The sequence below is a fragment of the Herbiconiux moechotypicola genome, from assembly GCF_024979255.1.
GTDB lineage: Bacteria > Actinomycetota > Actinomycetes > Actinomycetales > Microbacteriaceae > Herbiconiux > Herbiconiux moechotypicola.
Genome location: NZ_JANLCN010000004.1, coordinates 219285 through 231840, shown reverse-complemented (window position 1 = coordinate 231840; position 12556 = coordinate 219285). Strand labels below are relative to the sequence as shown.

Annotated in this window: 12 protein-coding genes; 1 reads left to right on the top strand and 11 read right to left on the bottom strand. The window is 70.2% G+C overall.

What is annotated here, in order from left to right:
• Positions 1-2: 2 nt before the first annotated feature.
• From N1031_RS08285 to N1031_RS08260, 6 genes are all read right to left on the bottom strand, one after another.
• The gene (locus N1031_RS08285; protein ID WP_259479149.1) at positions 3-968 is read right to left on the bottom strand and encodes a phosphatidate cytidylyltransferase; all 966 of its coding nucleotides are present in this window, start codon (positions 966-968) and stop codon (positions 3-5) included.
• A gap of 15 nt (positions 969-983) precedes the next feature.
• The gene (gene frr, locus N1031_RS08280; protein ID WP_259479148.1) at positions 984-1538 is read right to left on the bottom strand and encodes a ribosome recycling factor; all 555 of its coding nucleotides are present in this window, start codon (positions 1536-1538) and stop codon (positions 984-986) included.
• A gap of 66 nt (positions 1539-1604) precedes the next feature.
• Positions 1605-2327: a UMP kinase gene (gene pyrH / locus N1031_RS08275; protein WP_259479147.1), complete on the bottom strand. Its 723-nt coding sequence runs from the start codon at positions 2325-2327 to the stop codon at positions 1605-1607.
• Between the two features lie 90 nt (positions 2328-2417).
• Entirely contained in the window at positions 2418-3245 is an 828-nt protein-coding gene (gene tsf / locus N1031_RS08270) for a translation elongation factor Ts (protein WP_259479146.1), read from the bottom strand.
• Between the two features lie 86 nt (positions 3246-3331).
• On the bottom strand, positions 3332-4354 hold the full coding sequence (gene rpsB / locus N1031_RS08265; protein ID WP_259479145.1) for a 30S ribosomal protein S2: 1023 nt from the start codon (positions 4352-4354) through the stop codon (positions 3332-3334).
• 162 nt (positions 4355-4516) lie between these two features.
• The gene (locus N1031_RS08260; protein WP_259479144.1) at positions 4517-5998 is read right to left on the bottom strand and encodes a sugar porter family MFS transporter; all 1482 of its coding nucleotides are present in this window, start codon (positions 5996-5998) and stop codon (positions 4517-4519) included.
• A gap of 157 nt (positions 5999-6155) precedes the next feature.
• On the opposite strand from N1031_RS08260, the gene N1031_RS08255 reads away from it, so the two are divergent.
• Positions 6156-6695 carry a murein hydrolase activator EnvC family protein gene (locus N1031_RS08255; protein WP_259479143.1) on the top strand — a complete coding sequence of 180 codons (540 nt, stop codon included), beginning with the start codon at positions 6156-6158 and terminating at the stop codon, positions 6693-6695.
• Positions 6696-6749: 54 nt separating this feature from the next.
• Here N1031_RS08255 and N1031_RS08250 read toward each other — a convergent pair whose 3' ends face one another.
• The 5 genes from N1031_RS08250 to N1031_RS08230 form a co-directional block, all read right to left on the bottom strand.
• On the bottom strand, positions 6750-7670 hold the full coding sequence (locus N1031_RS08250) for a tyrosine recombinase XerC (protein WP_259479142.1): 921 nt from the start codon (positions 7668-7670) through the stop codon (positions 6750-6752).
• Between the two features lie 264 nt (positions 7671-7934).
• Positions 7935-8843 carry a phosphodiesterase gene (locus N1031_RS08245; protein ID WP_259479141.1) on the bottom strand — a complete coding sequence of 303 codons (909 nt, stop codon included), beginning with the start codon at positions 8841-8843 and terminating at the stop codon, positions 7935-7937.
• Between the two features lie 393 nt (positions 8844-9236).
• A complete protein-coding gene (gene dprA, locus N1031_RS08240) occupies positions 9237-10610 on the bottom strand; it encodes a DNA-processing protein DprA (protein ID WP_259479140.1) in 1374 nt (457 codons plus the stop codon).
• A complete protein-coding gene (locus N1031_RS08235; protein WP_259479139.1) occupies positions 10607-12145 on the bottom strand; it encodes a YifB family Mg chelatase-like AAA ATPase in 1539 nt (512 codons plus the stop codon). The genes dprA and N1031_RS08235 overlap by 4 nt, the downstream gene beginning before the upstream one ends.
• Positions 12142-12501 (bottom strand): YraN family protein, encoded by a 360-nt coding sequence (locus tag N1031_RS08230; RefSeq protein ID WP_259479138.1) that lies wholly within the window; start codon positions 12499-12501, stop codon positions 12142-12144. Before N1031_RS08230 ends, N1031_RS08235 begins: the two co-directional genes overlap by 4 nt.
• Between the last annotated feature and the right edge of the window lie 55 nt (positions 12502-12556).

Below are 12556 nucleotides of genomic sequence, written 5' to 3'. Positions count from 1 at the left end.
AGTCAGCTCGCGAACACCACCCAGAGCACGTACGCGGCCGCCGCCGAGGGCAGGATCGAGTCGAGCCGGTCGAGGAATCCACCGTGACCGGGGAGCCACGAACTCATGTCCTTTATGCCGATGTCGCGCTTGATGAGCGACTCCGCGAGGTCTCCCACCGTCGCGGTGGCGGCGATCACGGCGCCGAAGACGAGGCCCACCCACCAGGGCTGACCGAGGAGGAAGACCGCCAGCAGCACGCCTCCGACGAGGGCCGCGACCACCGCACCGGCCAGCCCCTCCCAGGTCTTCTTCGGGCTGATCGTCGGCGCCATCGGATGCCGGCCCAGGTTGAGCCCCGTGGCGTAGGCGCCCACGTCGACGAGCACCACGATCACGATGAACGACATCACCCACCACTGGCCTCCCTCGTGCGACACCAGGAGGACGGCGATGCTGCCGAGGAACGAGACGTACACCTGCACGAACGCACCCGCCCCGAGGTCACGGAGCAGAGCGAGCCCGCTCGGCCTCGGACGGCGCACCAGGGCGTCGACCAGCCGCCAGAGCGCCACGACCACGACCCCGGCCGCGAACACCAGCCACTGGCCCTCGGCGCCCCAGTAGTAGGCCGCCGGCACCATCGCCACGCCCACCACCATCGCGGGAACCCGGGGCACCACGATGTTCGCGTGCCGGAGGGCCGTCGCGAGCTCCAGTGTGCCGAACGCCACGAGCACGGCGGCGAGCACCATGAAGAGCTCTTTGATGACGACCAGGCTGAGGATCATGACCCCCGCCAGCACCACCCCGATCGCGATGGCCGAGAGCAGGTTGCGGCCGGTTCGCGCCGTGATCTTCTCGTTGGCCTCCTCGAACTGCTCGCGTCGGGCCCGCACCTGCGCCTGGATGTCGGCGCGCGAGAGCGGCTTGGCTCGCCGCTCGGGAGAGTGCGGGGGAACGCCGGACGGCCCGGGGTCGTGGCTCATGGCAGACCGTCGAGGTCAGACCTCGAGGAGCTCGGCTTCTTTGCGCTTCAGGGCGTCGTCGATCGCGTCGACGTGGTTCTTGGTGACCGCCTCGAGCTCCTTCTCGCCACGGGCCACCTCGTCGTCGCCGACCTCGCTCTTCAGCGCGTCGAGCTCGTCCTTCGCCTTGCGGCGGATGTTGCGCACGGACACCTTGCCGTCCTCCGCCTTGGTGCGCACGATCTTGACGTACTCCTTGCGGCGCTCCTCGGTGAGCTCGGGCAGCGTGACCCGGATGATCGTGCCGTCGTTGGTGGGGTTCGCGCCCAGGTTCGGCATGTCGCGGATCGCCTGCTCGATATCGCGCAGGGCGCCCTTGTCGTAAGGGGTGACGATCAGCGACCGCGCCTCGGGGTTCTGCAGCGATGCCAGCTGCGCCAGCGGGGTGGGGGTGCCGTAGTAGGGCACCATGATCTTCTGGAACAGCGCCGGGTTCGCGCGGCCGGTGCGCACGTTGGCGAAGTCGTCCTTCGTCGCCTCGACGGTCTTGTTCATGCGCTCGGTGGCGTCGGCCAGTACATCCGCGATCACGGGGAACTCCTTCGGTGGATCTGTGCTGTCAAGTGTAGTCAGTGGGCGCCGGGCGCCCGAGGACGGTCAGTGGCTGGTGGCGACCAGGGTGCCGATGCGCTCGCCCCTGATGGCCTTCGCCACGTTGCCGGCCGGCTCCATGCCGAACACGTGCATGGGCATCCCGTTGTCCATGCACAGGCTGAACGCGGTCGAGTCGACCACCTTGAGGCCCTGCACGAGGGCGTCGTTGTAGGTGAGCGTGTCGAGCTTGACCGCATCCGGAACCAACCGGGGGTCGGCGGAGTACACACCGTCGACGCCGTTCTTGGCCACGAGCACCTCGTCGGCCCGGATCTCGAGCGCACGCTGCGCGGAGACGGTGTCGGTGGAGAAGTAGGGCAGCCCGGCGCCGGCGCCGAAGATGACGACGCGGCCCTTTTCGAGGTGCCGGATGGCACGGCGCGGGATGTACGGCTCGGCCACCTGGGTCATCGAGATGGCCGACTGCACGCGGGTCTCGGCGCCGGCCTGCTCGAGGAAGTCCTGCAGGGCGAGGGCGTTCATGACGGTGCCCAGCATGCCCATGTAGTCGGCGCGACCGCGGTCCATGCCGCGCTGGGACAGCTCGGCGCCGCGGAAGAAGTTTCCGCCGCCCACGACCACGGCCACCTCGACCTCTTTCGCCGCGTCGGCGATCTCCTTCGCGAGACCGGAGACCACATCCGGGTTCACCCCGAGTGCGCCGCCTCCGAACGCCTCACCCGAGAGTTTGAGAAGTACCCTGCGCTTGCCGTCCGGCTCTGACATCCGTCGTGCATCCCTTCGTCGTGCCCTCGTTCAGGCTACAGAGAAAACGGGCCCGGGTCTTTCGACCCGAGCCCGTGTTCGTGGTGTGTGTTACGCGCCGACCTTGAAGCGGGCGAAACCGGTGACCGTGATGCCCGCATCCGCGAGCACCTTGGAGACCGAGAGCTTGTTGTCCTTCGCGTAGTCCTGCTCGAGCAGGGCGACCTGCTTGAAGTAGGCGGTGACGCGACCCTCGACGATCTTGGGCAGAGCAGCCTCGGGCTTACCCTCGTTCTTCGAGATCTCGGTGACGATGGCACGCTCCTTCTCGACGGCCTCGGCGGGCACGTCGTCGCGGGAGAGGTACTGCGGGTCGGCGAAAGAGATGTGCTGCGCGATGGAGCGAGCGGTCTCGGCGTCGGCACCGGAGTAGGCCACGACCACGCCGACCTGCGGGGGCAGGTCTTTGCTGGTCTTGTGCAGGTAGATCTCGAAGGCGTCGCCGGTGAGACGCGCGATGCGGCGCAGCTCGATCTTCTCACCCAGGATGGCGGCCTCGTCGTTGATGAGGTCGGCCACGGTCTTGTCGCCGGCGGGGGCCGCGAGGGCCTCCTCGACGGTGGAGGAACCGGCGGCGAAGACCGCGTCGAGCACGCCGTCGGCGAGGGCGATGAACTTCTCGCCCTTGGCGACGAAGTCGGTCTCGCAGGCGAGCTCGATGAGCGTGGCGGCGCCGTCGGCCTGCTTCGCGGCCACGAGGCCCTCGCTGGTGGAGCGGTCGGCACGCTTCGCGTTGCCCTTCGCACCCTTGAGGCGCAGGATCTCGATCGCCTTCTCCATGTCGCCGTCGGCCTCGACCAGGGCGTTCTTGGTGTCGACCATGCCGGTGCCGAGCTGCTCGCGCAGCGCCTTGACATCAGCCAGGCTGATTGTTGCCATGTGTTTCTGACTCCTTGTGGGATGTGTGGGTGGCGTCTCGCCGGGGGCCGGCCGGTGTGACCGGCCCGCTCGGCAGGCGGTCGCGGCTACTTGGCCGACGGGGCCTTCTCGGCGTCGGTGGCCTCGGCCTCGAGCTTCGCCTCGGCCTCGGCGTCGGAGACGACGTGGTGCTCCACCACGAGGGCCTCGTCGGTGATGGCGGCGAGGTCGGCCGAGGCTTCGGCGTCGGCGTCGTTCTCCTCGGTGGGGGTCTCGGCGGCGACGACCTCGGCCACGGCCGCGGTGTCTTCGGCGCCGGCGACCAGGCCGTCGACGGCCTCGATCTTCTCGGCCTCGCTGGCGGGGGTCTCCGAAGCCTGGAGGAGCTCGCGCTCCCACTCGGCCAGAGGCTCGGCCTGCTCGCCCTCTTCGGGCTTCTGGTGGCGCTGGATGAGGCCCTCGGCCGCGGCGTCGGCCACGATGCGGGTGAGGAGCGCGACGGAGCGGATGGCGTCGTCGTTGCCCGGGATGGGGTACTGCACCTCGTCGGGGTCGCAGTTGGTGTCGAGGATGCCGATGACGGGGATGCCGAGCTTCTTGGCCTCGTCGATCGCCAGGTGCTCCTTCTTGGTGTCGACCACCCAGAGCGCCGACGGGGTCTTCGCGAGGTTGCGGATTCCGCCGAGCGACTTGTGCAGCTTGTCGAGCTCGCGCTTCTTGATGAGGAGCTCCTTCTTGGTGAAGCCGCTCTTCGAGGTGTCTTCGAAGTCGAGCTCCTCGAGCTCCTTCATGCGCGCGAGTCGCTTCGACACGGTGCTGAAGTTGGTGAGGAGACCGCCCAGCCAGCGCTGGTTCACGTACGGCTGGCCCACGCGGGTGGCCTGCTCGGCGATGGACTCCTGGGCCTGCTTCTTCGTGCCGACGAAGAGGATGGTGCCGCCGTGGGCGACGGTCTCCTTGACGAAGTCGTAGGCCTTGTCGATGTAGCCCAGCGACTGCTGCAGGTCGATGATGTAGATGCCCGAGCGCTCGGTGAGGATGAAGCGCTTCATCTTCGGGTTCCAGCGGCGGGTCTGGTGCCCGAAGTGCACGCCGCTGTTGAGCAGCTGGCGGATGGTGACGACGGCCATGGCCGTTCTCCTTTGTTCTCGGTTTCTCACCGCGACGGTGGCCGCGGATGCCTGGTGCCCGGCGCGCATCCGGCCCGCTCTGCGGCGGGACCGATCGGATGCTCGCACCACGTGGGCACGCGAAGTCACCCCGACATGCGGGGTGCACCGAGAATCATAGCATCAGGATGAGACAGAGGCGCGGCGGCGTTCGACCTTGAGGCTGTCCATGCTCTCGAGCGAGCGGCCCTTCGTCTCGGGAACGGCGAAGAAGACGAACACGAACGACAGCAGGGCGAAGAAGGTGTAGAGCCCGTAGGTGAACGCGAGCGAGAAGCCCGAGAGCCACGGGAAGGTCTCGGTGATCGCGAAGTTGGTGAGCCACTGGGCGGCGGCCGCCACACCGAGGGCCTTGCCGCGGATGCGGTTGGGGAAGATCTCGCCGAGCAGCACCCAGACGATCGGGCCCCAGGTCGCGCCGAAGAAGATGACGAACAGGTTCGCGCCCACCAGGGCCAGCGGGCCCCACGCCCCCGGCAGCTGCGGGGTGTCGCCCGTGACGACGGCCTGCGAGAACGCCACGGCCATGAGACCGAGCGACACCACCATGCCGGCCGAGCCGATGAGCAGCAACGGGCGCCGGCCGACCTTGTCGACGAAGAAGATGGCCACGAAGGTGACGGCCACGTTGATGATGCTGGTGACCACGGAGATGACGAAGCTGGTGTCGCTGTTCGTGGTGTCGAAGCCGACCGAGCTCCAGAGGCTGGTGGAGTAGTAGAAGATGACGTTGATGCCCACCAGCTGCTGGAACATCGACAGCAGGATGCCGATCCACACCACGGGCAGAAGTCCCAGCAGCTTGCCGCGGAGACTGGCGGTGCGGGCGTTCTCGCGGTCTTCGCGCAGGCTCTTCTCGATCTCGTCGAGTGCGGCGTCGACCTCATGCTCGACGATCACGCTCGCGAGCACGCCCCTCGCGTCGTCCCGGCGGCCCTTGCCGGCGAGGTAGCGCGGCGACTCGGGGAGCCGCCATGCCAGCAGGCCGTAGACGATGGCCGGGACCGCGCAGGCGATGAACATCCAGCGCCACGCGTCGGCGCCGAACCACAGCGGCTCGTTGGCGCCGCCGGCAGCGCCCTGCAGGAGGGTGTCGGAGAGCAGGGCCGCGAAGATACCGAGGGTGATGGCGAGCTGCTGCAGGCTGGCGAGCGAGCCGCGCACGGCCTTCGGCGCGATCTCGGCGATGTAGGCGGGCGCGATCACGCTCGCGATGCCGATGCCGAGACCGCCGATGACGCGCCAGGCGATGAGATCCCACACGGCGAAGGCGAGGCCCGAGCCGATCGAGCTCACGAGGAAGAGGGTGGCGCCGATGAGCATGACCGGGATGCGGCCGATGCGGTCGGCGATGCGGCCGGCGAAGTAGGCGCCGATGGCGCAGCCGAGCAGGGCGCAGGCGACCACGAAGCCCGAGAGGAGGGGGAGGTCGCCGAGCGCGAAGTCCTCGTCGATGGCCTTGACGGCGCCGTTGATGACGGAGGAGTCGAACCCGAAGAGGAAGCCGCCGAGGGCGGCGGCGATGGAGAGGGCGATCACCTTGCGGCGGAGCCTCTTCGAGACCTCGGGGCTCACGCGCGGGGATGCAGGGTCGACTGACGTCATGACGGACTCCTTTGTGCCGGGTGCGAGGGGGTGGGGGTTCCTCTGCCGCCCAGGGCGACGTCTGACCACTCCCTCACAACTCCGATACTGGCACGGTTCATCCACAGCTGTGTCACAAGGCGGGTGGGTGGGTCGGGGACAGGGTGAGGATTGCGGCATGAGATGGATGCGCCGGGCAATGGCGACCGCGGTGGTCGTGGTGGGGTTGTGGGGGGCGGGCGGGGCTGCGGGCGTGGCTGCAGGCGTGGCGTGGCCCGCGGGCGCGGCGCGCGTGTCTGGGGAGCTCGCCTCCCCGATGTGGGTGTGGCCCGTCGCGTCGGCCGTCGTCGTCCGCGAGTTCCGCGCCCCGATGACCCGGTACTCCGCAGGGCATCGCGGAATCGATCTGGTGACGCAACCCGGCGAGGAGGTCGTCGCCCCCACCGACGGGGTCGTGTCGTTCGCCGGTGTGGTCGGCGAGCGCTCCGTGGTCTCGGTGGCGCACGCCGGTGGTCTTGTCTCCACCCTCGAGCCCGTGGCCGCTGCGGTCCATGCCGGAGAGGCCGTTGCCCGGGGGCAGCCGCTCGGCACGGTCGCGACCGGTGGGCACTGCGACTCGGCCTGCCTGCACCTCGGCGTTCGACGAGACGGCGGCTACATCAATCCACGTCTGTTCTACGGCGGAGTTCCCCGTGCCGTCTTGAAGCCACTCGAGTGACTCGGCGGGTCTTCGCCGCGCGCTAGATCGCGTCGCGTCGCGTCGCGCGGGGGCTCAGGCTCGCGGATGCGCCGCGCGGTACGAGGATCGGAGCCTCTCGATGCTGACATGCGTGTAGATCTGAGTGGTGCCGAGGCTGGCGTGGCCGAGCAGTTCCTGCACGGCGCGCAGGTCGGCTCCCCCGTCGAGGAGATGGGTGGCGGCGGTGTGGCGGAAGGCGTGCGGCCCCGCGGGGCCGCTCCCCGGCACCTCGGCGAGCAGGTGCGCCACGAGTTCGTACACCGCGCGGGTACCGAGGCGACCACCGCGCGCGCCGAGCAGAAGCGCATCGATCGCGGCGGCGCCGTCGTTCCTCCTGGCCACGAGTGCCGGGCGCTCCCGTGCCAGGTAGTCGACGAGCGCCGCGTGGGCCGGCACTCCGAAGGGCACCACCCGTTCCTTGCCCCCTTTGCCGACCACCCTCACCGTCCGGCGGTCGAGATCGAGGTCGCCCACGTCGAGTCCCGTCAGCTCGGAGACGCGGAGCGCCGAGGCGTAGAGGAGTTCGACCACGGCGAGGTCGCGGAGGGCGGCGGGCTCACCGTCGCCGACCCGCTCCCGCAGTCCGTCGAGCAGGAGGGCGACGGCATCGCCGCTGAGCACGCGCGGCAGGGTGCGGTCGGGTCTCGGCGCCCGCAGCCGCAGGGCGGGGTCGGCGGGGATGTGTCCGCTTCGGGTCAGCCAGGCCGAGAACGTCTTCGCGCTCGCCGCCCGGCGGGCGAGCGTGGCCTTGGAGAGATGCTTCTGCGAGGCGGTCCAGAGCCAGTCGCGGTAGAGCTCGAGATCGAGCCCGCCCACCGCGGAGACTCCTCGGCCGGCGGCGAACTGCTGCAGGTCGGCGAGATCGGAGGCATACGACCGCACCGTGTGCTCGGAGTAGGCACGCTCGAGCACGAGGTGCTCCTCATACGCAGCACGCGCCGTCGAGATATCCACTCCCCCAGCATGCCCCGCGATTCCCGCCCAGCCCGCCGCCACACGCGATGAGATGCGCTCCGCCCTCCACTTCGACAGCGGCCAGGCGGCGTTGCGCCCTGGCCTCGCCGCACCCCACCCCCTGCGCTCCGCGCCTACGCTGTGCGCTCCGCGCCTACGCTGTGCGCTCCGCGCCCACCCCCTGCGTCCCGTGGCAACACCTGCCACGGCTCGCGCCGACCTCATCCTGCCCGCTCTCCCCCACCGAGCGGCGTGGATCGTGGATCAGCCCTGGGGCGGCGAGATGGGCGGCACCTGGCGCGAGAAGGCGTCGAGCTGCCCGTCTGCGGAGAGCGACTCGATGCCGGCGACGAAGTCGCGCGGGAAGGTGTTGACTACGGGGAGTTCGCCGATCGGAACGATCGAGTGCACGATCCGGTCTTCGTAGACGTGCACGAGAGTGAAGGACTGGCCACCACCGAGTCCCCTCAGCTCTCCTCGGGGACCGGCGACATCCATCGTGTAGCAGGTGGCGGCGGCGACCGACACAGGTACCCCCGCGAACGTGCTCGTGGTCGAGTAGTGCAGGTGCCCACCGATGATCGCGCGCACGTCGGTGCCCTCGATCGCGGCTGCCAGCTCATGCTGCCGCTGCAGTTCGAGAATGGGCATGAGCGGGATGGTCGTGGGGATCGGCGGGTGGTGGAGCGCCACGATGGTGCCCTCCGGAGCGGGCTGGGCCAGCTCGGCGCGGAGCCAGGCGAGCTGGTCGATCGAGAGCTCACCGTGGTGGAAACCGGGAACGCTGGTGTCGAGCGCGATGAGCCTCAGGCCGCCCAGCCTGATGCTCGTGACCACGGGGTCGGTCAGCGGTTCCTCATCGAGGAGTTCGGTGCGCAGACGGGCACGATCGTCGTGATTGCCCATCACCCAGAGAACTCGCGCACCGAGCGACTGCGCCGCCGGCTCGACGATCGAGCGGATGCGCTGGTAGGCGTCGACCTCCCCGAGGTCGGCGATGTCGCCGGTGAACACGATCGCCTCCGGCCGGATACCCGACTCCTCCAGCTGCCGGAAGGCCTGCACCAGGGTGACATCGGTGTCGACCTTTCCGTACAGACGCCCTCGATCCGCCAGGAAGTGGGTGTCGCTGATATGGATGATCGTGTGCAGTGGCTCACCGTACTGGGACATGCCGACCAGTGTCGCAGACGCCGGTGACAGCACCCCGCACATCGCACGAACGTCTCGCGAACCATTCGCCCGGTCGCATCCCACCTGGCGCCCACTTCAGTAGCGTCCCTGACACTCGCCCCATCCGTTCGGCATCGATCCAGCCCTGATCGGCGCGGACCGACGCGGACCGACGCGGGCCGGTCGTGGGGCCGGCATGGTTCCACACCCAGCCTGCGCGGGCCGGTCGAGGCGCCAGAACGACTCCCCACCGAGCCTGCGCGGGCCGGTCGAGGCGGCACTGTGGTTCCGGACCGGGCCCGCGCGGACCGGTCGAGGCGGCACTGTGGTTCCGGACCGGACCGGACCGTCCGGCGCGGATCAGCGCGCACTGCGCGTGGCGGCGTGCACGCATCAGGTGCGTAACCAGCCCGCCGGGGTCTCGCGCGCTGCCCCCTCGGCGAGGAGGAGACCCAGGGCGGAGCGGACCACCCCGGGCGCGAGTCCGGTCAGTCGCGCGAGTTCGGTGGAGCCCCGTGCCGCACGCCGGCTCAGGGCGTCGAGAAGGCGGGTGCCGTCGGGCCCGCGAAGGCGGGGGTCGACCGAGGGTGACGCGGGGTCGGCCGGCCCGCGGATGAGTTCGATCACCTCACCGGCGGAGGTGACGCACACCGCGTCGAACTCGCGGAGCAGCCGGTGACATCCCGCCGAGGTGGGACTGGTGATCGGGCCCGGCACCGCACCCAACGGTCTTCCGAGTGCCGCAGCGTGCCCGGCCGTGTTGAGAGAACCCGAGCGCTGCCCGGCCTCGACCACGACGGTGGCGTCGGCGAGCGCCGCGATGAGGCGGTTGCGCTGAAGGAACCGCCACTTGGTGGGCGACGAGCCGCAGGGAAGCTCGGACACCACCGAACCCTCCGCGATGATGCGGCCGAGAAGCTCGCTGTGCGCCGCCGGATAGAGCCTGTCGACCCCGCCGGCGAGGAAGGCGACCGTCCGGCCGCCACTGGCGAGCGTCGCCCTGTGCGCCATGCCGTCGATGCCGTAGGCGGCCCCCGACACGACGGCGACACCTCGATCGCTGAGGCCCGCCGCAATCTCGGAGGCGACGTGCTCGCCGTAGTTCGTCGCATCGCGCGACCCGACCACGGCGACCGACTCCTCCTGAACGAGACCCGCCGTCCCTCGCACCCAGAGCGCCATGGGCTGGTGGACCCCGAGCGCGGTGAATCCTTCCGGCCAGTCGTCGTCGCACGGGAGCACGAGTCTCGCCCCCAGTTCGGCCGCAGAGCGCAACGCCGACAGCACGGCCCGCGACGACAGACGAGGTCGCCATCGATCGAGTGCAGCCGCCATGTCGGACACCGACAGCGAACCGCCGACGGTCGGCCCGAGTCGGGTCAACCAGTCTTCGGGGCCCACCATCGACCGCAGCAGCCCGAGCGCACGATCGGCGCCGAGCTGCAGAACGACCAACCCCGCCACTGCGTCACCCGGCTCCGCCAGCGTCGACCACGCCGCCCCGGCGAAGACCTGAGCGCACTCGTTCTGGCTGCCTCGGGGATCAGCTGTGTCTCGCGCGCCCGCTTCGCCCGTCGAGTTCACGACCGAGTCGGCAGCCGCGTCACCCTCCGAGACACTTGGCGAGGCCGCCCAGTCGAGAACACCGTCGTCGATCGCGCCCGCGCCGTCCACCGCCGACCCTGACGCACCGTGCTCCCGCAGCTCGGGTCGCACCCTCGCGAGCAATTGCTGGATCAGACCGGCTTCGAGCCCATGGATCGTCATGTCGCCACCGACCTGCGCAGGTAGAGCGCCCACCCGAGGTGCTCCGGGGTCGGAGTACCCCCGCCAGCGAGATCGGCCAGCGTCCACGCCACGCGCAGCACCCTGTCGTACCCCCTCATGGTGAGGGTTCCCCGCTCCAGGGCCCGGTCGAGCGGGGCGGTGGTGGCGGGCGGAAGCCGCCAGGCACCGGCTCTCAGCCGCGAACCCGGCACCTCGGCATTGGTCTTCCAGCCCGTGCCACCGAGGCGTGCCGCGGCGATCTCACGGGCCCGCTCGACGCGGGAGCGCGCCTCCGCGGTGGAGAGGCTCCCCTGGCGATCATCGGCAGCGAGGCGCACGGCCGCCGTGGTGACCCGCGCCACCCGGAGCTGGAGGTCGACCCTGTCGAGCAACGGCCCCGACAGGCGGGCGAGGTAACGTCGGCGCGCGATCGGCGTGCAGGTGCACGCGATGTCGCTGGCCCCGAACTGACCGCACGGACAGGGGTTGGCGGCGAGCACGAGCTGGAACCTCGCGGGGAACCGAGCCACCGCCGCCGCCCGGTGGATGGTGATGCTGCCGGACTCCAGGGGCTGCCGCAGAGCATCGAGCACCGCGGCCGGGAACTCGGGCGCCTCGTCGAGGAAGAGCACACCCCCGGAGGCCCGGGCGGCTGCGCCCGGGCGGATGACCTTCGATCCGCCTCCTACGAGAGCGGCCGCCGACGACGTGTGGTGCGGGCTCTCGAGCGGCGGCCGGGTGATGAGGCCCTCGACGGGGCGGCCCGCCAACGAGGAGACCGAGGTGGCGACGAGGGCCTGCTCGTCGTCGAGATCGGGCAGGATGGCCGGCAGCCGGTGGGCCAGCATCGTCTTGCCCGCTCCCGGAGGCCCGAGCAGAAGCAGGTGGTGGCCACCGGCCGCGGCGACGACGAGCGCTTCCACGGCGTCGGGGTTGCCCACCACGTCGGCGAGGTCACCCTCCGGCGTCTCGATCGTGGGGGCAGGCCGCTGCACGAGCGGCGGCACCTCGATCGCGGGCACCCGCGCCCCGTGCAGGATGAGGGCCTCGCGCAGCGACGTCACCGTGTTCACCTCGACACCCGGCACCAGGGCCGCCTCACGCGCGTTGCCCGCCGGCACGACGAATCGTGTGTGGCCGGCCGCCCGAGCCGCCACCATCGCGGGCAGCAGGCCGCTCATCGGCCGCACGCGACCGTCGAGACTCAGCTCTCCGAGGTGGACCACCGAGTCGATGGCGGAGGCCTTCACCACCCCCTCGGCCGCCAGTACGGCGACGGCGATCGCGAGGTCGTAGGCGGTGCCTTGCTTGGGTAGACCGGCCGGTGAGAGGTTCACCACGATCTTCTTCGCCGGGAGCGGGGAACCGTCGTTGGCGGCGGCCGCCTTGACGCGGTCTTTCGCATCAGACAGGGCCGCATCGGGCAGCCCGATGAGCTGGAACCCGGGGATGGCGTTGGCGATGTGCGCCTCCACCTCGACGAGGGCCCCGGTCATGCCGAGAAGAGCGACCGAGAGCGTGCGCGCCACCATCACGCCACCTCGCGCAGGTGCTCGACGACGGCCTCGCCGTCGGACGGCCAGATCACCCCGACCACGTCGACTCTCCACGACGGCGGACTCGGCTCACCGCTCCGCGCGATCCACTCGCGGGCGAGCAGATGCAGCCGCCTCAGCTTGGCGGGGCTGATCGCCTCGAACGGATGGCCGTAGGCCTCCGTCGACCGCGTCTTGACCTCCACCACGACGAGACAGTCGCCGTCGTAGGCGACGATGTCGATCTCGCCCACCGGACAGCGCCAGTTTCGCCCGACCACGCGAAAGTCGGCGGCCTGCAGATGAAGGACGGCACGGTCTTCTCCGCGGCGCCCCAGTTCGTCTTTCGGATTCATCGGTACCTCCGCGGCAAGAATGCGCGGAAGGGACCGGGGAGATCAGCGGGTCACA

Excerpts from the sequence above, each read along its gene's own strand:
- N1031_RS08285 (WP_259479149.1), bottom strand. The coding sequence starts at position 968 with ATGAGCCACGACCCCGGGCCGTCCGGCGTTCCCCCGCACTCTCCCGAG.
- pyrH (WP_259479147.1), bottom strand. The coding sequence starts at position 2,327 with ATGTCAGAGCCGGACGGCAAGCGCAGGGTACTTCTCAAACTCTCGGGT.
- tsf (WP_259479146.1), bottom strand. The coding sequence starts at position 3,245 with ATGGCAACAATCAGCCTGGCTGATGTCAAGGCGCTGCGCGAGCAGCTC.
- rpsB (WP_259479145.1), bottom strand. The coding sequence starts at position 4,354 with ATGGCCGTCGTCACCATCCGCCAGCTGCTCAACAGCGGCGTGCACTTC.
- N1031_RS08260 (WP_259479144.1), bottom strand. The coding sequence starts at position 5,998 with ATGACGTCAGTCGACCCTGCATCCCCGCGCGTGAGCCCCGAGGTCTCG.
- N1031_RS08255 (WP_259479143.1), top strand. The coding sequence starts at position 6,156 with ATGAGATGGATGCGCCGGGCAATGGCGACCGCGGTGGTCGTGGTGGGG.
- N1031_RS08245 (WP_259479141.1), bottom strand. The coding sequence starts at position 8,843 with ATGTCCCAGTACGGTGAGCCACTGCACACGATCATCCATATCAGCGAC.
- dprA (WP_259479140.1), bottom strand. The coding sequence starts at position 10,610 with ATGACGATCCATGGGCTCGAAGCCGGTCTGATCCAGCAATTGCTCGCG.
- N1031_RS08230 (WP_259479138.1), bottom strand. The coding sequence starts at position 12,501 with ATGAATCCGAAAGACGAACTGGGGCGCCGCGGAGAAGACCGTGCCGTC.